Below are 19673 nucleotides of genomic sequence, written 5' to 3' on the forward strand. Positions count from 1 at the left end.
GCCTTCCGCCTAGGGGGCGGAAGGCGCTGTCTAGCTACTGTGGTGAGCCGGCTCAGGCGTGATGTTGCTGGGCGGGTTGCGCGTTCGGGGCCACGTGCGGGACGCACACGGGAGCCTCGTGCGGCGCGGCGGAGTGCAGCGTCTTGCCGCCCAGCGTGCGCAGCAGCACGTAGAACACGGGGGTCAGGAACAGGCCGAACAGGGTCACGCCCAGCATGCCGAAGAACACCGCGATGCCCATGGCCTGGCGCATTTCAGAACCCGCGCCCGAGGACAGCACCAGCGGCACCACGCCCATGATGAACGCGATGGACGTCATCAGGATGGGGCGCAGGCGCAGGCGGCTGGCCTCGATGGCGGCGTCCAGCGGACTGCGGCCGTTCATTTCCAGTTCGCGGGCGAACTCCACGATCAGGATCGCGTTCTTCGCCGACAGGCCCACCAGCACCATCAGGCCGATCTGCGTGAAGATGTTGTTGTCGTTGCCGGTCAGGTAGACGCCCGTCAGCGCGGCCAGGATGCTCATCGGCACGATCAGGATCACGGCCAGCGGCAGGGTCAGGCTTTCGTACAACGCGGCCAGCACCAGGAACACCAGCAGCACGCTGATCGGGAACACCCACAGGCCCGCGTTGCCCGCCAGGATCTGCTGGTAGGTCAGGTCGGTCCACTCCATCTTCATGCCGCGCGGCAGGGTCTCGGCGGCGATGCGCTCGGCCGCGGCCTGGGCCTGGTCGGACGAGTAGCCGGGCGCCGGACCGCCGTTGATGTCGGCGGCGGTGTAGCCGTTGTAGCGCACCACCATTTCCGGGCCGAAGGTCTGGTTGACGGTGACGAGCGAGGACAGCGGCACCATTTCGCCGGCGACGTTGCGGGTCTTCAGTTGCAGAATGTCGTCGGCGTGCGCGCGGAATTGCGCGTCGGCTTGCGCCCGCACCTGGAAGACGCGGCCGAAACGGTTGAAGTCGTTGACATACATCGAGCCCAGGTAGATCTGCATGGTGTCGAAGACTTCCGTCACCGGCACGCCCAGTTGCTTGGCCTTGACGCGGTCCAGGTCCACGTCCAGCTGCGGCACGTTGATCTCATAGCTGGAGAAGGCGGGGCCCAGTTCCGGCGTCTGGCGCGCCTTTTCCAGGAAGGCTTGCTTGGCCTTGTCCAGTGCGGCGTAGCCGGCGGCGCTGCGGTCTTCGATCTGGAACTTGAAACCGCCCAGCGTGCCCAGGCCCATCACGGGCGGAGGCGGGAACACGGCGATGAACGAGTCCTGGATGGCCGCGAACTTCTGGTTGAGCGAGCCCGCGATGGCGTCGCCCGACAGCGCGGCGTTCTTGCGCTCTTCGAAGGGCTTGAGCATGACGAACACGATGCCGGCGCTCGAACTATTGGTGAAGCCGTTGATCGACAGGCCGGGGAAGGCGATGGTGCTCTGTACGCCGGGTTCCTTCAGGGCGATGTCGCTCATGCGGCGGATCACCGCGTCCGTGCGGTCCAGCGAGGCGCCGTTGGGCAGCTGCGTGAAGGCGATCAGGTACTGCTTGTCCTGCGCGGGCACGAAGCCGCCGGGCACCAGATAGGAGACGCCGACGGTGGCGGCCACCAGCACGGCGTACACGCCCATGGCGCTGGCCTTGCGGCGGATCACTTTGGTGACGCCCGTGCCGTACGACTCGGACGCGCGGCCGAACATATTGTTGAACCAGTTGAAGAAGCGGCCGAAGACGCGGTTCATGCCACGGGTCAGCCAGTCGGGCTTGTCGTGGTGGCTCTTGAGCAGGATGGCCGACAGCGCGGGCGACAGGGTCAGCGAGTTGAAGGCCGAGATCACCGTCGAGATGGCGATGGTCATGGCGAACTGCTTGTAGAACTGGCCGGTCAGGCCCGTCATGAAGGCCAGTGGCACGAACACCGCGCACAGCGTCAGCGCAATGGCGATGATGGGGCCGCTGACCTCACGCATGGCGCGATAGGTCGCATCGCGCGGACTCAGGCCTGCGGCGATGTTGCGCTCCACGTTTTCCACCACCACGATGGCGTCGTCCACCACGATGCCGATGGCCAGCACCATGCCGAACAGCGACAGCGCGTTGATGGAATAGCCGAACATCAGCAGCAGGGCGAAGGTCCCCACGATGGACACGGGCACCGCCAGCAGCGGGATGATGGACGCGCGCCAGGTCTGCAGGAACAGGATCACCACCAGCACCACCAGGGCGATCGCTTCCAGCAGCGTGGTCACCACGGCTTTGATGCTGGCGCGCACGAATTGGGTGGGGTCGTATTCGATGCGGTATTCCACGCCCGGCGGGAAGTCCTGCGACAGCTCGGCCATGGCGGCGCGCACCTGGCTGGACACGTCCAGCGCGTTGGCGCCGGGCGACTGCATGATGCCCATGCCCACCGCCTGCTTGTTGTCCAGCAGCGACCGCAAGCCGTATTCCTGCGCGTCCAGTTCCACGCGGGCCACGTCCGACAGGTAGGTCACCGCGCCATCGGGCGAGGTCTTCAGGATGATGTCGCGGAATTCCTCTTCGGTCTGCAGGCGGCCGCGGGCATTCACGTTCAGCTGCAGCGGCACGTCACCCAGCGTGGGGGACGCGCCGATGACGCCGGCGGCGACCTGCACGTTCTGTTCGCGGATGGCGGCGACAACTTCGCTCGCGGTCATGCCGCGCTGGGCGACTTTCTGCGGGTCCAGCCAGACGCGCATGGAATAGTTGCCCGAGCCCCACACCGTCACTTCGCCCACGCCGGTGATGCGGGCGAGGCGATCCTTGACGTTCAGGATCGCGTAGTTGCGCAGGTAGGTGATGTCGTAGCGGTCATTGGGCGAGATCAGGTGCACCACCAGCGTCAGCGTGGGCGAGCTCTTGGCCGTGGTCACGCCCAGGCGCTGCACGTCCGGCGGCAGGCGCGGCAGCGCTTGCGACACGCGGTTCTGCACCAGCTGCTGCGCCTTGTCCGGGTCCACGCCCAGCTTGAAGTTGACCGTCAGGGTCAGGTTGCCGTCGCTGTTGGCCTGCGACTGCATGTACAGCATGTCCTCGACGCCGTTGATGGATTCCTCCAGCGGCGAGGCCACGGTTTCGGCGATGACCTTGGGGTTGGCGCCTGGATACTGCGCGCGCACGACCACGGACGGCGGCACCACTTCCGGATACTCGGAGATGGGCAGCTGGAACATGGCCAGCAGGCCCGCCAGCAGCACCAGGACCGACAGCACGCCGGCGAAGATCGGCCGGTCGATGAAGAATTTCGAGATATTCATGGACGTTCTCGTTAGACGCGCCGGCTCAGTTCAGGGTGGCCGAGGCGGTCTTGACCGGGTTGCGTTGGGCCGCAACCATGGGGACGACGGTGGGGGTCACGGCATCGCCGGGACGGATGCGCTGCAGGCCGTTGACGACGATGCGTTCGCCGGCGGCCAGGCCCGAATCGACCACGCGCAGGCCTTCCTGGTTGGCGCCCAGCTTGACCTGGCGGTAGACGGCATGGTTCTTGTCGTCCAGCACCAGCACGTAGCGCTTGTCCTGGTCGGTGCCGATGGCCTTTTCGTCGATCAGCACGGCCTGCCGCGGTTCGCTGCCGCCCAGGCGGACGCGGGCGTACAGGCCGGGCAGCAGCTGGCCGTCGGCGTTGTCGAACTCGGCGCGCACGCGGATCGTGCCGGAGGTGGTGTCCAGGCGGTTGTCCACGGACTGCACGACGCCGGTGCGCGAATAGCCTTCCTCGTTGGCCAGGCCCAGCTCCACCGGCACGGCGCCGGCGCGGCCGCCGCGCGCAGGGTTCACATAGCGCAGGAAGGTTTGTTCATCCACGTCGAACGATGCGTACATCTTGGACACCGACACCAGGCGGGTCAGCGGCACGGAGCCGGCGCCAGCCGCCACCACGTTGCCCACCGTGACCTCGGCGCGCGACACGCGGCCGTCCACCGGGGCTTCGATGCGGGTGTAGCCGAGGTTCAGCTTGGCATAGTCCAGCGCCGCCTGGGCGCCTTGCAGGTTGGCGGCGGCTTCGCGTGCGGCGTTCTGCTTTTCCTCGAAATCGCGGCGGGCGATGGCGTTGTCTGTCAGCAGGCGCTGGCCGCGGGCCAGTTCGCTGGCGGTATACGAGGCGCGGGCCTTCGCGGCGGTCAGGGCGGCGGCGGCGCGGTCCACCTCGGCCGCGTAGGGACGCGGGTCGATGGTGAAGAGCACGTCGCCCTTCTTGACGATGCTGCCGTCCTGGAAGTGCACGGCGGTCAGGGTGCCCGACACCAGGGGACGGATGTCGACGCGGTCGATGGCTTCCAGGCGGCCGGAGTAGCGCTGCCAGTCCACGATGGTCTTGTTCAGGACCTCGGCCACTTCGACTGGCGGCGCCGTGGGGGCAGTCTGCGCCTGCGCCGCATTGGCGCCAGCGGGAGCGCGGAAGAGGGCATAACCGCCGCCAGCGGCGACGATGGCGGCAAAGACGGCGAGCACAGCAATACGATTGCGCGAAACCATGGTGTTTCCTTGAGAGATGATGGGGCGAAAGCGCGCTTGCCTGGATGAGCCTGGGGGCGGAGGCGGCTGCGGCGGCCTGGGGCAGGCCTGTCCTCGGGATCCGGCGGAAATGCTGCAATGCAGCATGCAATGCTGCTGCGCATCCCAGGCAAAGGCGCCTGATCGGGGCGGGTCTTTGCGGGTGCCGGAATCTGAGGATAGGCTTGCCCTTTGATGGCGCCTGGCGGCAAGGGCACTTCAAGATGGTTTGCATTCTGAGCGGTTTAGGGGGTCGGATAAACCCTGATGTTTCGGCAACACTAGTCGTAAGGATCGACTAATCAATGCCGAAATCGGGTTATGCTCCGTCCACACCGACTATTTCCCCTAAAGGACACCGTCGCCATGGACCGTTTTCAGGCTATGCAGGTGTTTGTGCGCGTCGTGGACGCCAATAGCTTCACCCGGGCGGCCGACAGCCTCTCGCTTCCGCGCACCACCGTCACCACCATCATCCAGAACCTCGAACGCCTCTTGGGCGTGCGCCTGCTCAACCGCACCACGCGCCGTATCGGCCTGACGCCCGACGGCGCGGGCTATTACCAGCACTGCGTGCGCATTCTGGCCGACGTCGAGGAAACCGAGGCCTGCTTCCAGGAAGCGGCCCTGCGCCTGAAGGGCAGGCTGCGCATCGATGCCCCAACCTGCATCGGGCGGCTGATCCTGATCCCCTCATTGTGTGATTTCCACGACAAATACCCCGACGTGGAGCTGGTGCTGGGCCTGGGCGACCGCCCGGTCGACATGGTGCAGGAGGCCGTGGATTGCGTGATCCGCGCCGGCGACCTGGAGGATTCCAGCCTGGTCGCGCGCCGCATCGGCACGCTGCAGAGCGTGACCTGCGCCTCGCCCACCTATGTGGCGCGCCATGGCTTGCCGCAGAGCATCGACGAACTGCGCGACCATCACGCCGTGCACTATTTCTCCAGCCGTACCGGCCGCAATTGCGCCTGGGATTTCCGGGTCGACGGCAAGCACCAGGAAGTCGAAATGAAGGGCGTGGTGTCGGTGAACGAATCCGGCGCCTACCTGGATTGCGGGCTCAAGGGCTTCGGCTTGATCCAGACACCGCGTTACATGGCGCTGCCGCACCTGCAATCGGGCGAACTCATCGAGGTGCTGCCGCAATGGAAGCCCAGCCCCACCGCGATTTCGGTGCTGTATCCGCAAAGCCGCCAGCTGTCGCCCAAGGTGCGCGCCTTCACCGACTGGGCCGCTGAATTGTTCGCCAGCTGCCCGCTACTGAGCGGCCGCGACGAGACCGATCCGGCCGCGGCCAGCTGCAGCGTCTACGCCCGCGGGGCCGGCCAGGCGAACGCCGCGTCGTCCGCCGCGCCCAGGCCTGCGCTGGAGGAATACCTGCCGCCGCGCCGCCGTACCGCGCGCGAAGAGGCCGCGGAGTACGCGTTGTAAGCGCATGGCGTGGGGGGCGGATCCGCCCTCCACCTGGGGAATCACGGGAAACCCCGTAGTAAATACAGACCTTGCGTCCCTCGAATTGCATGAAACGTCTGTATAGTCCGACAGTCAAAGCCTACAACGTCCTTACTGTCGATCCGCTCCATGCAGCCTGTACTACCCGCTTACCTGATCGCCCGTTGGCTTTTGTTGCTCGTGCTGTTGGCGGGGGTGTACTTCCTCAGCGGTTTCCTGGTCCCCGCGCTCGCCGCACTCATCATCGGCCTGGCCAGCTGGCCCTTGTACCAGCGGCTGGTCGCGCGCTGCGGCGGCCGCAACGCGCTGGCAGCCTCGCTGGCGCTGCTGGTGGTGATCGTCGTGCTGATCGTGCCGATGTCGTTCGCGCTGTCCTACGCCATCAAGGAAGCCAGTACCTTCTTCGCCTGGGCCATCGCCGCCAACCGCCATGGCGTGGCCGTGCCCAACTGGATCACCTCCATGCCTGTAGTGGGCGAGCGCCTGAGCCAGTACTGGGAATCCTATATCGGCCAGCCCCATGCGCTGGGCGCCCTGGTCGAGGCCGTCAGCGGCGAGCATCTGGGCAATATCTACCGGATGGTCCTGGCGGCCACGGGCAATGTGTTCCAGTTGCTGCTGACCGTGCTGTTCATGCTGATCACGCTGTTCTTCGTCTACAAGGACGGCATCCGCATGGTGGCCCAGCTGGACGTGCTGGGCGAACGCATCCTGCCTGCCCGCTGGCAGCGCTTTTCGCGCGTGGTGCCGGCCACCATCAACTCCACCGTCACCGGCATGGGCCTGATCGCCCTGGGCGAGGGCGTGGTGCTGGGCATCGCCTACTGGGTGGCGGGCGTGCCGTCGCCCGTGCTGCTGGGCGTGGTCACCGGCTTCATGGCGCTGATACCCGGCGGCGCGCCGCTGTCGTTCACGCTGGTGTCGCTCTATCTGGTCGGCTCGGGCCATCTGGTGGCGGGCATCGCGCTGATGGTGTGGGGCAGCGTGGAACTCTTCATCGTCGACAAGACCCTGCGTCCGCGGCTGGTGGGCGGGCCGGTCAAGCTGCCTTTCCTGCCGACCTTCTTCGGGTTGGTGGGGGGCGTGAAGACGATGGGCATCGTCGGGCTGTTCGTCGGCCCCGTGCTGATGGCCCTGCTGGTGGCGGTGTGGCGCGAATGGGTGCACCATGAGGTGCAGGAACGCGATGCCGCCCGCATCAATCCTCCCGCCCAACCCCCTGCTGCTTGAATGCCATGTTGTTGCCTGATGACCAAATAGCCGTCCTGCGCGAGCAGGGCTTCGTGGTGGCGCGCCAGTTCGCCAGCCCGGAACAGGTGGCGGCGCTGCGCGCCGTTGCCGAACGCCATTTGCGCGACCACGTCGCGCCCATCGAATACGAAGCCGACCTGCGCTATCCCGGCGCGCCCGAGTCGCGCGCGGCCGAAGGCGGGCTGACCGTGCGGCGCCTGCTCGGCGCCTATGGCCGCGACCCCTTGTTCGCGCAATGGGCCGCCGATTCCCGCATCGGCCAGTGGCTGGGACGCTACTTCGGCGAAACGCCGGTGCTGTCCACCGTGCATCACAACTGCGTGATGACCAAGCATCCGGCCTATGGCAGCCTGACCGGCTGGCACCAGGACATCCGCTATTGGTCGTTTTCCGACACCGATCTGGTGTCCACCTGGCTGGCGCTGGGCCCGGAAACGCGCGCCAACGGCGGCCTGTCCTTCATCCCGGGTTCGCACGCGGCCGCCTTCGCGCCGGAACAGTTCGACCAGCAGAAGTTCTTCCGCGACGACGCGCCCCAGAACGCCGAGTGGATCGCCCGCGCGGTCTGCCCCGAACTGCAGGCGGGCGACGTGGTGTTCTTCCATTGCCGCACCCTGCATGCCGCCCAGGGCAACGCCAGCGACCGCGTGAAGCTGTCGCTGGTGCATACCTACCATCCACAGTCCTGTCATCCGCTGCCGGGTACGCGCTCGGCCAGCCAGCCGGGCGTGCCGCTGACGGTCCCGGCCGCCTGATGCTCTGAGTCAGCGCCGCATTCTGCGGCGCTGTTCCTTTCTCGATCAGCCGCTACTGCGGCCCGTGCTGTCCGCCTGAAATCTTTCCGGGCGCGGCCCCGCATGCGCCGACTTTCCCGGTCCGGGTTCGTGTCCTGACGGGATCTTTCCCCTTGATTGTCGACCACTGCGCCCGCTCGCTGGCGGGCTCGGCTGCGGGCGCTTTTTCCGGTGCTGAGAGGGCCTGCGCCAAAAAATGGGCCTAGTCCTATGTCTTGCCCGGATCGGAGAGGACTAGCCCGATGGGCGGCCTGCGCTGCGAAATCTACGATGCAGTTGTTGAGTACGCGAGCTGAAAAAGACCTGTCCCCAACGGTCCCTCATGCACTAGCGCACGCAGCAAAGATCCGCCCGCAAAGGCGATTTCCCTCACCTCAAAAACCCCAACTTAAAAGACTCATCATGAAAAAGACCCTCCTGACCGCTGCTCTGGCCATCGCCGGCCTCGCCTCTTTCGCCAGCGCCCACGCCGCCGACGGCACCATCGAATTCACCGGCAACATCACCGCCAACACCTGCGTCATCAACGGCGGCAACGGCGGCGAGAACTTCACCGTGGCCCTGCCCACCGTGTCGGCCAAGACGCTGGAAACCGCAGGCGCCACCGCCGGCCGTACGCCGTTCAAGATCGCGCTGAGCAGCTGCACCACCGACCAGCCGGTTTCGGTCCACTTCGAAGGCGGCCCCACCGTTTCGCAAACCACCGGCCGTCTGATCGTTGACGCCGGCGGCGCCGAGAAAGTCGAACTGGGCCTGCTGAACAACTCGTTCGGCGAAATCATGGCCGGCGCGGCCATCGGCCAGCAGAACTCGCAGACCGTGACGCTGTCCGGCGGCAAGGCTGACCTGGACTACTTCGTCGAGTACCACTCGCTGGGCAACGCCACCGCCGGCGCCGCCAACTCGCGCGTGCAGTACTCGATCTCCTACGAGTAATGCGCCGACTCGGCGGCTGCCTCCCCGGGGCCGCCGAGACAGGTGTTTCCCTGCAAGCCGTCTCACCCCGCTCCCCGAGACGGCTTGGAAGGAAACCGACCATAGACGCAGCATCCACCACCAAGGGCTACATCATGAAAACTCTACGCCGCACCCTGATGGCCGCCGCAACGCTTGCCGCGGGCTGTTTTGCACTCCAGGCGCAGGCCAGCGTCGTTATTGCCAGCACGCGTGTGATCTATCCGGCGCAGGAGCGCGAAGTCACCATCAAGCTGAGCAACGACGGCCGTACGCCTGCCCTGGTTCAGTCGTGGCTGGACGACGGCAGCATCACCGACGCGCCGGAAACGCTGAAGGTCCCCTTCGTGCTGACGCCCGCCATCTTCCGCGTGGATCCCGGCAAGGGGCAGACCCTGCGTCTGATCCACACCAAGGAATCGATGCCGCAGGATAAGGAAAGCATGTACTGGCTTAACGTGCTGGAAGTCCCGCCCAAGGCTCAGGCCGGCGAAGACGCCAATCGCCTGCAGCTTGCCTTTCGCACGCGCATCAAGGTGATGTATCGCCCGCAAGGCCTGCCGGGCCAGGCAGACGAGGCGCCGGCGCAGCTGCGTTGGGAGGTCGCTCCCGCCGCGGCCGGCAAAGGCTATGCGCTGAAGGCCAGCAATCCCACGCCCTATGTCGTGAACCTGGGCAAGATCAGCCTGCAGTCTGGCGGCCAGACCTTCGATGCCGGAGCCGGTTACGTCAAGCCGGGCGACTCCACGTTGTTTCCCCTCGCGGGAATGACATCGGCGCCGGCAGGCGGTGCCCAGGTCAAGTTCAACAGCATCAACGACTGGGGCGCGAACGTCGAAGGCTCCCTGCCGCTCATGTCGGGACCCGCGTCCTCCCTGCGCTAGGTCGCAAGGCCGCGCAAGCGCGCGGCGCCCATCTCACCAAACTCCCTTAGTGATGGATGCTGGCAACGGCATCCGCGGGGAGAGTGTTGTCCAGCGTTTTCATCGAATCCACTCTTTCAGCTCCGCCGTCATGAAGAAAACCCTTTCGAAGCTCCTGCATACGCGAGATAGCGTCAGTCTGCGTCTGACCCCTCTTTGCGCGGCACTGCTGGTGGCCCTGGTTGCGCATGAGCGGGTGGCGCAGGCCGCCGAGGCCGACGCATCCGGAACGATGGTGGCTTCGGTGGAATTCGAGGATGCTTTCCTGATGGGCGGTTCGGGCCAGCGCACCGACCTGTCGCGCTTCGCCAAGGGAAACATGGCCGCGCCCGGCAACTATTCGGTGGACTTGTTCATCAACCAAAGCTATGTGGGCCGCGTCGATGTGCCGTTCGCGGCGGTTGCCGGCGAGGCGGCGGCGCAGCCCGTGTTCGACCGTCAGCTGTTGCAGCGCATCGGCGTTGACCTGGGCAAGCTGCCCGCCGAGGCGACCGCAAAGCTGGCGCAAGACGCCAGCCTGCGCCTGGACGAGATCGCCGCGGACGCCGGCAGCGATTTCGACTTCGGCGACCAGCGCCTGGACCTCAGCATTCCCCAGGCCTCCATGAGCCGCCACGCCCGCGGTTACGTCAGTCCGGAACTATGGGACTCAGGCGTCAACGCGGCCATGGTCGATTACGACTTCAACCTGTACAACTACCGCAACAAGGCGTTTGGCGGCACGCAGCGGCAGGGCTATCTGGGCTTGCGCGCGGGCGTCAACCTGGGTGATTGGCGTCTGCGCCACAACGGCTCCTATTCTTTCGATTCCCAGGGCCAGCGCCAGTACCAGAACATCTCGACTTACGCGCAGCGCGAAATCGTTGCGCTGTCGTCCCAACTCACCTTGGGCGAAGCCTATACCAGCGGCGAACTGTTCGAGTCCACGCCCTTCAAGGGCGTACGCCTGGCCAGCGACGATCGCATGCTGCCCGACTCGATGCGCGGCTACGCGCCCGTGGTGCGCGGCATGGCCAACAGCAACGCGCGGGTCACCATCCGGCAGAACTCGGTCGTTATTTACGAAACCACGGTGGCGCCGGGGGCCTTTGAAATCACCGACCTGTACGCCACCGGCTACGGCGGCGACCTGGATGTGTCGGTGCAGGAAGCCGACGGCAGCGTGCGCAGGTTTTCGGTGCCCTACGCCGCCGTGCCGATGTCGCTGCGCCCGGGCGTGAGCCGCTATAGCGTGGTCGGCGGCGCCGTGCGCAACAAGCAATTGTCGAAAAGCCCGCATTTCCTGCAGGCTACTTACCAACGCGGCCTGTCCAATCTGGTCACGGGTTATGCCGGCGCCACGGTGGCGCAAAACTACACCTCGGTCTTGTTGGGCGGGGCCCTGAATACGTCGGCCGGAGCGTTCGGCCTGGACGCGACCCAGTCGCGCCTGTCGCAGGCAGACGCCACGCATACCGGCACCAGCATGCGCGCCAGCTATGCAAAGAACCTGCCCAACACTGGCACCAACGTCTCCATCGCGGCGTACCGCTATTCCACCAGCGGCTTCTACGGCCTGAACGAAGCCATGAATTCGCTCTACGGCTATGGCCAGTACCGTTATACCGGCAGCATGGTGCGCGAGCGCAACCGCGCCTCGATCATGCTGAGCCAGCAGTTGGGCGGGCAGCGCGGCAGCATCAACCTGACCGCCTCGGGCGTGGACCATTGGAACCGCGATGGCCGCGACGTGAACTACAGCATCGCCTATGCGAACCGGTACAAGACCGTGGGCTACAACATCAGCGTCCAGCGTCAGCGCGACAGCCGACAGCAGATGGGCACCGCGGTCTACGCGACCATCAGCATTCCGCTGGGCAAGAGCAATCCGCTCAGCCTGTCGACCAATGCCGGACGCGACTCCGACGGCCGCTTGCGGGTGCAAAGCACGTTGTCCGGCTCCACGGGCGAGGACAATGATCTGTCCTACAGCCTTAGCGCCGACCATGCTTCCGGCGGTTCGGGCGACAGCATGAACGGCGGCAGCGCCAGCGTGCTTTACCGCGCGCCGGTCGCCGAATTCACGGGCAGCGCAGGCGTGGGTACGGGCTATTCGCAAAGCTCGGTAGGCGTGCGCGGGGCGCTCGTCGCGCATCCGGGCGGCCTTACGCTGTCGCAGCCGCTTTCGGAAACCTTCGGCATCGTTGAAGCGCCCGACGCCGAAGGCGCGCGTCTGCTCAATGCCTCGGGCGTGCGCGTCAACAGCCGTGGATATGCCGTCGTGCCGCATCTGACGCCGTATCGCATGAACACGGTGGAAATCGATCCCAAGGGGCTGTCCACCGATGTGGAACTGCAGGTCACCAGCCAGCAGGTGGCGCCGCGCGCCGGTGCGGTCGCGATGCTGCGGTACGCCACGGTCTCGGGGCGGTCGGCCATGCTGCAGGTGCTGAAAGCCGATGGCAAGCCGCTGCCGTTCGGCGCCAGCGTGGTGGATGAACATGGTGTGGAAGTCGGTCTGGTCGGGCAGGCCAGCCGTGTACTGGCGCGGGGTTTGCAAGATAGCGGCCAGTTGACCGCCAAGTGGGGCGAGCACCCCGGCGATGCTTGCCGCATGGCATACGAGCTTGCGGCGATGGAGAAAGGCACGCGTGCCGATACCTATCAGCAGATCGAAATCCGCTGCAATTAACCAATCAGATAACTGTCTATTCGCTACCGATCGGAGTTGCGAGATGAAAATGCTTCGAAACCTGTATTCATTTGGCGCGCTGCTATTGCTGCTGGCGCTGTCTCCCAATGCCTATGCTGCGCTTTGTTCCAACGGTCAAATTCCTGCGCCCTTCTCGGGAGGCCCAGAGATTACTGTCGATCCCGATGCGCCGGTCGGCCAGGTGTTGAAAACGGTTGCTTTTTGGGCGAACGGCTACCACAGTGGCACCGGCACCTGTCTTACCGCCACCGTCAGAATGTCCTTCAATGGTTCAGGTACGCAGGTTGCACCCAATGTTTTCGCGACTGGTATTCCGGGAGTCGGTATCCGCACGAAGGTGACGGGGGGCACCTGCGGCACGGGCTACGTTCCTTTTAGTTGCACGGGTAGATTCTCCGGGGCCGAATTGCCCAGGATCGATTTCATCTACGAACTGATCAAGACGGGACCGATTACCTCCAAGACTATTTCAAGTCCGACCCTATTCACGATGACCGACGACTATCAGCACCCGGCTACCGGCAGTAACAGGTACGCGTATGTCTTTATATGGGGCGACCTCACTGTAAAAGTGAAGCAGCCACCCACCTGTTCGGTTTCGTCGGCTGGACCTATCAAGAGGTCGTTGGGGAGCTTCCCTGCAACTAGTTTCAAGGGTGTGGGCTCCACCTCGCCCGAGCGGCCCTTCAGCATCGATTTGAAATGTTCGGGCGGGGATCCCGGGATGTCTGCAGAGGCGTATGTCACGCTGACGGATGCCACCAATACCGACAATCGCTCCAATGTTTTGACGTTGTCGCCGGACTCCCAAGCCAGAGGTATTGGCATCGAGATTCTGAAGGGAACCACGGTGCTTGGCTATGGCCCGGATTCCAAAGTGGCTGGAAACGTCAACCAATGGCACGCGGGTTCTGTGTCCACGGGTACCGGCACGTTCTCAATTCCGTTGTCGGCGCGCTATGTGCAGACAGATCCGGTTGTTACCGCGGGATCTGCCAATGGCCGCGCCACGTTTACGATGAGCTACCAGTAGCGGCGCGCGCCGCCCGCAAGCGGCGCCCCAGCCACCACAGTAGCGCCGCCGCCGCCAGAATCGCCGCGACGTTGAACTGCATGGCGCTGGCGAAGGCGCGGGCGTGACGTTCGGCCGCACCAACCGCGGCATGGGCCTCCAGTGCGCCGGCGTACAGCATGCCCGCCGCCGACACGCCCAGCGCCGCGCCCACCTGCTGCAAGGTCGACACCACGCCGGCCGCCATGCCAGCGTGGCGGTCGTCGACGAAGCCCAGCGCCAGATTCACCAGCGGCGTGTTGACGGCGCCCTGGGCCGCGCCCAGCCACACCAGCGCCGGCAACAGCGACCACGGCGCCAGGCTCGCGCCGGCCGCCTCCACCCGCAGCATCAAGGTTGCCGTGGCGCCGCCATACAGCAGGGCGGCCAGCGCGATGGCACGCGTGCCGAAGCGCGCCACCAGCCGCGGCGCCGCCATCGACCCGGCCACGAAGCCCACGCTGGCGGGGGCGAAGATCAGGCCGGCCGTCAGCGCGTCCAGGCCGAAGCCAGTCTGCACCAGCAGCGCATAGCAGAGGAACATGGCGCTGGCAGTGGAGAACACCAGCATGACCAGCAGACAACCCGCCGCGAAGCGCGGCTGCGCCAGCAAGGCCATGTCAACTAGCGGCGCGCCGCCGCGGGCCGCGACACGCCGCTGCATGCGCACGAACAGCGCCAGCGCGATCAGCGCCGCCACGCCGCAGGCCACCGTCCACACGGGCCAGCGGCGCGCGGGACCTTCTATCAGCGCCAGCAGCAGCAGGGCCAGTCCTGCGCCCACCAGCGCCGAACCGGGCCAGTCCATGTCGGCGGCCGAGGGCTCGCGCGATTCCGGGATATGGCGGGCCAGCCGCCACGCCAGCAGGCCCAGCGGCACGTTGAGCAGGAAGATGCTGCGCCATGCCAGCCCGAACAGGTCGGCATGCACGATCCAGCCGCCCAGCACCTGTCCGGCGATGGCCGCCAGTCCCAGCGTCATGCCCAGCAAGCCGAAGGCGCGCCGCCGTTCGTGGCCCTGATAGCTGACGCGGATCAACGCATACACCTGTGGAAACAGCATGGCCGCGGCCATGCCTTGCAGGATGCGCGCGGCGATCAGCGTGTCGGCCGTGGGCGCCAGGCCGCACAGCGCCGAGGCCAGCGCAAACCCCGCCATGCCCAGCATGAAGAGGCGCCGCCGGCCATGGCGGTCGCCCAGCCGGCTGCCCGCGATCAGCAGCACGCCATAGGCCAGCTCGTAGGCGGCGATGATGAAGCTGATCTGCGCGAAGCTGGCGGACAAGGTGGACTGCATGCTGGGAATGGCGACGTTCACCACGAACAGATCGAAGATCGTGATGAAGCCGCCAGACAGCAGCACGGCCAGGCCCAGGCGGCCCAGGGCGGGCTGCGGCGCGGCGTGCGCTCCAGGGCAGGGGAGTGTGGAAGAAGACATGGAAAGCGCCATCGGAGTCAGGATGGGCGCTATTCTGGAGAGGCTTTTAGCCTTATACAATTTAGCTGTTTATGCTATTACCAGGTACAATAGACTCATGACCGCAACCGCAGCCCCCAAGCGCCTGGAGCGCACCCGCGCCGATCTGTCGGAATTTCTGCGGCTGCGCCGCGAACGGCTCAGTCCTGCCGAGCTGGGGCTGCCCGCGGGAGGCCGCCGGCGCACGCCGGGATTGCGGCGCGAGGAAGTGGCCGCGTTGGCCGGCGTGGGCCTGGCCTGGTACACCTGGTTCGAACAAGGGCGCAACATCAGCGTGTCGGCAGGCTTCCTGGAAAACCTGGCGCGCGTGCTGAAGCTGGACGCCGCCGAACGCCGTCATCTCTACCTGCTGGCGCACCAGCGTCCGCCATCGGAACCGGGCCGCACCTGGTGCACGGTGCCCGCGCAGGTGCGCCGCCTGATGGACGATCTGCCCACGCGCCCGGCCTACATCCTCAATCTGCGCTGGGACGTGGTGGTGTGGAACGCGGCCGCGGACCGCGTGTTCAATTTTTCTACGCAGGCGCCGGGCCGCAGGAACCTGTTGTGGATGCTGTTCGCGGATCCGGCGATGCGCGAACTGTTCGTGGACTGGCCAGCGCAAGCGCCCGCCATGCTGTCCACATTCCGGCGCGACTTCGCCAGCGCGGGCCAGGCGCCGGACGTCGGAGAGCTGGTGGATGAACTGGAGCGCGTATCGCCGGACTTCAAGAGCTGGTGGCGCGAGCACGATGTGCACGGGTCCTGCATGGGCCTGCGCAGCCTTTGCCTGCCGGCCCTGGGCGCGCTGGCGTTCGAGCATTCCACCTTGTCGGTGGACGAGAGCCGGCACCTGCGGCTGGTGGTTTACGCGCCCGCGCCCGACGAACCCAAGGCGGCGGCGTTCGAGCGTTGGCTCGCGGGGCGCGTAGCGGCCCGATCCAAGCCCGCACGTGGCACCAGGGAATAGGCGCGCCGTGGGTCTACGGAGCCGTGGTGGGCGGCTCCTATAGTCGGGGCATCTTCATACCGCCGCGTCCTCGCGGATGCTTCCGCCGGCCATGTCCACCACTGCGCTTTCCCGCCGCCACGCCTTGCTGCTGCTGGGCGTGGTGGTGCTGGCCTGGGGCTTCACCTGGATCGTCAACAAGCTGCTGTTGCAGTACATGACGCCTATCTGGGCAGCGGCCGCGCGCAGCATTGCGGGCACCGCCGCATTGCTGTTGCTGGGTCTCGCGCTGCGCCGCGTGGCCCGGCCGGTCAAGGCCGACCTTCCGGTGATTTTCAGCGTGGGGCTGCTGCACATGGGGGCGTTTGCCGCGCTGGTCAGCCTGGGCATGCTGTACGTGCCGGCGGGCCGCTCGGCCGTGCTGGCCTACACCACGCCCTTGTGGGTGATACCGGGCGCCTGGCTGTTCCTGAGGGAGGCAGTGGGGCCAGCCCGGCGGGCCGGGCTGGCGCTGGGCATCCTGGGGCTGGTCGTCATCTTCAATCCGCTGGCCTTCGACTGGACCAATCGCGATGCCCTGTTGGGCAATGGCCTGATCCTGCTGGCGGCGCTGTGCTGGGCGGCCAATATCGTCTACGTGCGCGCACACCGCTGGGTTACGCCGCCCTTCGAACTCGCGCTGTGGCAGGCCCTGTTGGCTTCGGCCGTATTGTCGGCCGTAGCGTACGCAACCGAAGGTCCGCCGCAAGTGGCGTGGAGCGCCGACTTGGCATGGCTGCTGGGCTATGCCGGCGTGTTCGGCATCGCGGTGGCGCACTGGGCTGCCGTGAATGTAAATCGTGCATTGCCCGCAGGCGTGACTGCCATCGGGCTCCTGGGGGTGCCCGTGTTCGGCCTGCTGTGCGCGGCCCTGTTCCTGCATGAGCCGGTCAGCGCCTCGCTGCTGGCGGGCATGGCACTCATCGTGGGCGGGATCGCGGCAGGGGTGATCGAACGTCGCGCTTGACGGCTGGACTATCGCAGGTATATCGTAAGATATATGTCGTAAGATATAACTCGTACGATAGATATCGGAGGTAAACCATGCGTGATGCCCAATTCCTTACCGCATTCGTGCGCCGAGCCCGCCAGAAGCCGCAGGGCCGCCACGATCATTCCCATTCCCATCATCCCCATGCGCACCATCGCCACCACGGCGAAGGCCATGGCCACCACCAGCGCCACGCCGCCGCGGGCGGGGACTGGTTCTCCGGTCCGGCCGACGAGCGCGGCGAAGGCGGCGGCTTCGGGGGCGGTTTCGGCGACGACGGCCGCGGCTGGACCCGCAGCCGCAAAGTCAGCGCCGACGACCTGCAGCTGATGCTGCTGGGCCTGCTGGAAAAGAATCCCAGCCATGGCTACGAGCTGATCAAGGCGCTGGGTGCGCTCAGCAACGGCTTCTACACGCCCAGCCCCGGCATGGTGTATCCCGCGCTGACGTACCTGGAGGAGCTGGGCTATGCCACCGTCGAGCAAGAGGGCGCGAAGAAGCGCTATCACCTGGCCGAGCCGGGCCGTGCGCACCTGGACGGCAATCGCGAACGTCTGGCGCTGATGTTCAACAAGCTCAAGCACGTGGCGCGCAAGATGGACTGGATGCGCCAGGCCTGGAGCGGCCAGCCGCGCAACGTCGGCCCCGAAGGCGAAGACACCGCCACCGGCTGGCTGCCGGAATTCGTGGCCGCGCGCCAGGCGCTCAAGCGCGCGCTGCTGGACCGCACCGACGCCTCGCCCGCCGAGCAGCGGCGCATCGCGGCCATCCTGGCCCGCGCCACTGCCGACATCACGGAACAGAGCTGTTCCTGAAGACCTCATTCCTGGAGTATCCATGACCCGCAACGACCTGAATGTCGAACGCGTCCGCCACAACCTGAAGATGCGCACGCTGACCGTTGTCAGCGTCGAACGCGTCGCCGGCCTGATGGCCCGCGTCACCTTCACCGGCGACGAGCTGCAGGACTTCGTGTCCGCCTCGTTCGACGACCACGTGAAACTGTTTTTTTCCGCCGATCCGTCCCTGCCGCCGGCGCTGCCGGTGGTGACCCCGGACGGCATCAAGTTCCCGGAGGACACGCCCAAGCCCGCCGCGCGCGACTACACGCCGCGCTTTTTCGACGCGGCGCGCAAGGAGCTCGTCATCGACTTCGTGCTGCACGGCGACGGCCCCGCGTCCACCTGGGCCGAACAGGCCAAGCCGGGCCAGCTGCTGGGCATAGGCGGGCCGCGCGGCTCCTTCGTCGTGCCCACGGGCTTTGACTGGCATGTGCTGATCGGCGATGAAACCGCCTTGCCCGCCATCGCCCGCCGCCTGGAAGAGCTGCCGGCCAGCGCGCAGGCGCTGGTGCTGATCGAAGTGCCGGACGCCTCCAACGAAATCCCGCTGGCTACCGCAGCGCAGGCTTCGGTGCGCTGGCTGCACCGCAACGGCACCGCGGCGGGCTACAGCACCCTGTTGCTGGAAGCCGCGCGCGAGCTGACGCTGCCGCCGGGCGAAGGCTATGCCTGGGTGGCCGCGGAATCGGCCGCGGCCAAGGCCGTGCGGGAAATCATGGTGGCGCAGCATGGCGTCGACAAGAGCCGCATCCGCGCCGCCAGCTACTGGAAACGCGGCGCCGTGGCCGTGCACGAATCGCACGAAGGCTGAATCGATGCGCCGGCTGGCGGCGGGGTAGAGACCTTCAGCCGCCGGCCAACGCCAGCAGATTGCGCACGCGTCCGCCCGCGCCTTGCTCGCGCACTGCGAGGCCCAGCACCGCGCGCGGCCAGTCCAGCGCGAAAGGGCGGTACACCACGCCGTCGGGGCGCAGATGGCGCAGCGATTCCGGTACGATGGCCACGCCCATGCCCGCCGCTACCAGGTTCACCGCCGACGACAGTTGCGGCGCGCGCTGGCCGATCTGCGGATTCAGTCCATGCTGGCGGCAGGCGGCCATGATGTCGGCGCTGAGTCCATAGCCGGATTTGCGCGAGTACAGGATGAAGCGCTCCTGCTCCAGATCGGCGGGCGCCAGCCTTTTTCGGCGAGCCAACGCGTGCCCCAGCGGCAGCGCCACCACCAGCGGTTCCTGCGCCAGTTGCGTGAACGCCAGGCCGCCATCCAGCGCGAAGGGCGGCCGCACGAAGGCCGCGTCGATCGCGCCGCTGCGTAGTTGCGCCACCAGCGTTTCGCTATCGCCCTGCGACAGCGTCATCTCCACGTCCGGATAGCGCTGCCGGTACTGCCGTATCAGTTCCGTCACCACGCCGCTAAAGGACGCGGATTCCGTGAATCCCAATGTCAGTTCGCCGACTTCGCCGCGCGCGGCCCGCTGCGCCGTGCGCACAGCGGCGTCTGCCCGCTGCAGGATGTCTTGCGCGCAGACCAGGAATGCGCGTCCGGCATCGTTCAGCGCAACGCCACGCCCGGTGCGATCGAACAGCGGCGTGCCGACTTCCTGCTCCAGTTGGCGGATCTGCTGCGACAGCGGCGGCTGCGCCATGCCCAGCTGCTCGGCCGCGCGTGTGAAGTGCTGGGCCTCGGCGGTGGCGACGAAGTAACGCAGGTGGCGCAGTTCCATATTGGTACTTTGAAAGTATTGATTATGAATTTTCCATATATTGG

General features: G+C 66.3%; 15 protein-coding genes. 11 read left to right on the forward strand and 4 right to left on the reverse strand.

Annotated elements, in window-relative coordinates:
- Positions 1-52: 52 nt before the first annotated feature.
- Both HV766_RS02280 and HV766_RS02285 read right to left on the reverse strand, forming a co-directional pair.
- Positions 53-3268 carry an efflux RND transporter permease subunit gene (locus HV766_RS02280; protein ID WP_054458791.1) on the reverse strand — a complete coding sequence of 1072 codons (3216 nt, stop codon included), beginning with the start codon at positions 3266-3268 and terminating at the stop codon, positions 53-55.
- A 25-nt stretch (positions 3269-3293) separates the two neighbouring features.
- Positions 3294-4490, reverse strand: a complete 1197-nt coding sequence (locus HV766_RS02285) for an efflux RND transporter periplasmic adaptor subunit (RefSeq protein ID WP_054458793.1) — start codon at positions 4488-4490, stop codon at positions 3294-3296.
- Between the two features lie 384 nt (positions 4491-4874).
- On the opposite strand from HV766_RS02285, the gene HV766_RS02290 reads away from it, so the two are divergent.
- The 7 genes from HV766_RS02290 to HV766_RS02320 all read left to right on the forward strand — a co-directional run bounded on the left by HV766_RS02290 (position 4875) and on the right by HV766_RS02320 (position 13610).
- Positions 4875-5942 carry a LysR family transcriptional regulator gene (locus HV766_RS02290; protein WP_175180462.1) on the forward strand — a complete coding sequence of 356 codons (1068 nt, stop codon included), beginning with the start codon at positions 4875-4877 and terminating at the stop codon, positions 5940-5942.
- A 150-nt stretch (positions 5943-6092) separates the two neighbouring features.
- Positions 6093-7193 carry an AI-2E family transporter gene (locus tag HV766_RS02295; protein ID WP_054458797.1) on the forward strand — a complete coding sequence of 367 codons (1101 nt, stop codon included), beginning with the start codon at positions 6093-6095 and terminating at the stop codon, positions 7191-7193.
- A gap of 5 nt (positions 7194-7198) precedes the next feature.
- On the forward strand, positions 7199-7969 hold the full coding sequence (locus tag HV766_RS02300) for a phytanoyl-CoA dioxygenase family protein (RefSeq protein WP_119451679.1): 771 nt from the start codon (positions 7199-7201) through the stop codon (positions 7967-7969).
- 441 nt (positions 7970-8410) lie between these two features.
- On the forward strand, positions 8411-8944 hold the full coding sequence (locus tag HV766_RS02305) for a fimbrial protein (RefSeq protein WP_054458801.1): 534 nt from the start codon (positions 8411-8413) through the stop codon (positions 8942-8944).
- Between the two features lie 134 nt (positions 8945-9078).
- Positions 9079-9846 carry a fimbrial biogenesis chaperone gene (locus tag HV766_RS02310; RefSeq protein ID WP_175180464.1) on the forward strand — a complete coding sequence of 256 codons (768 nt, stop codon included), beginning with the start codon at positions 9079-9081 and terminating at the stop codon, positions 9844-9846.
- Positions 9847-9976: 130 nt separating this feature from the next.
- Positions 9977-12556 carry a fimbria/pilus outer membrane usher protein gene (locus HV766_RS02315; RefSeq protein ID WP_175180465.1) on the forward strand — a complete coding sequence of 860 codons (2580 nt, stop codon included), beginning with the start codon at positions 9977-9979 and terminating at the stop codon, positions 12554-12556.
- Between the two features lie 43 nt (positions 12557-12599).
- Positions 12600-13610, forward strand: coding sequence for a fimbrial protein (locus HV766_RS02320; RefSeq protein WP_054458807.1), 1011 nt, complete (start codon positions 12600-12602; stop codon positions 13608-13610).
- Here HV766_RS02320 and HV766_RS02325 read toward each other — a convergent pair.
- Positions 13591-15066, reverse strand: a complete 1476-nt coding sequence (locus HV766_RS02325) for an MFS transporter (RefSeq protein ID WP_175180466.1) — start codon at positions 15064-15066, stop codon at positions 13591-13593. The two genes, HV766_RS02320 and HV766_RS02325, sit on opposite strands and share 20 nt — an antisense overlap.
- Positions 15067-15163: 97 nt before the next feature.
- Between HV766_RS02325 and HV766_RS02330 the strand changes: the two genes are divergently transcribed.
- From HV766_RS02330 to HV766_RS02345, 4 genes are all read left to right on the forward strand, one after another.
- On the forward strand, positions 15164-16054 hold the full coding sequence (locus tag HV766_RS02330) for a helix-turn-helix transcriptional regulator (protein ID WP_175180467.1): 891 nt from the start codon (positions 15164-15166) through the stop codon (positions 16052-16054).
- A 91-nt stretch (positions 16055-16145) separates the two neighbouring features.
- Positions 16146-17039, forward strand: coding sequence for a DMT family transporter (locus tag HV766_RS02335; protein ID WP_119451769.1), 894 nt, complete (start codon positions 16146-16148; stop codon positions 17037-17039).
- Between the two features lie 77 nt (positions 17040-17116).
- Complete coding sequence (locus tag HV766_RS30165) at positions 17117-17878, forward strand: PadR family transcriptional regulator (RefSeq protein WP_254593263.1); 762 nt, start codon at positions 17117-17119, stop codon at positions 17876-17878.
- A gap of 22 nt (positions 17879-17900) precedes the next feature.
- On the forward strand, positions 17901-18716 hold the full coding sequence (locus HV766_RS02345; protein WP_119451686.1) for a siderophore-interacting protein: 816 nt from the start codon (positions 17901-17903) through the stop codon (positions 18714-18716).
- Between the two features lie 34 nt (positions 18717-18750).
- Here HV766_RS02345 and HV766_RS02350 read toward each other — a convergent pair whose 3' ends face one another.
- Positions 18751-19629 carry a LysR family transcriptional regulator gene (locus HV766_RS02350; protein ID WP_175180468.1) on the reverse strand — a complete coding sequence of 293 codons (879 nt, stop codon included), beginning with the start codon at positions 19627-19629 and terminating at the stop codon, positions 18751-18753.
- Positions 19630-19673: the final 44 nt, after the last annotated feature.

The sequence above is a fragment of the Achromobacter aegrifaciens genome, assembly GCF_902859735.1.
Classification (GTDB): Bacteria; Pseudomonadota; Gammaproteobacteria; order Burkholderiales; family Burkholderiaceae_B; genus Achromobacter; species Achromobacter aegrifaciens.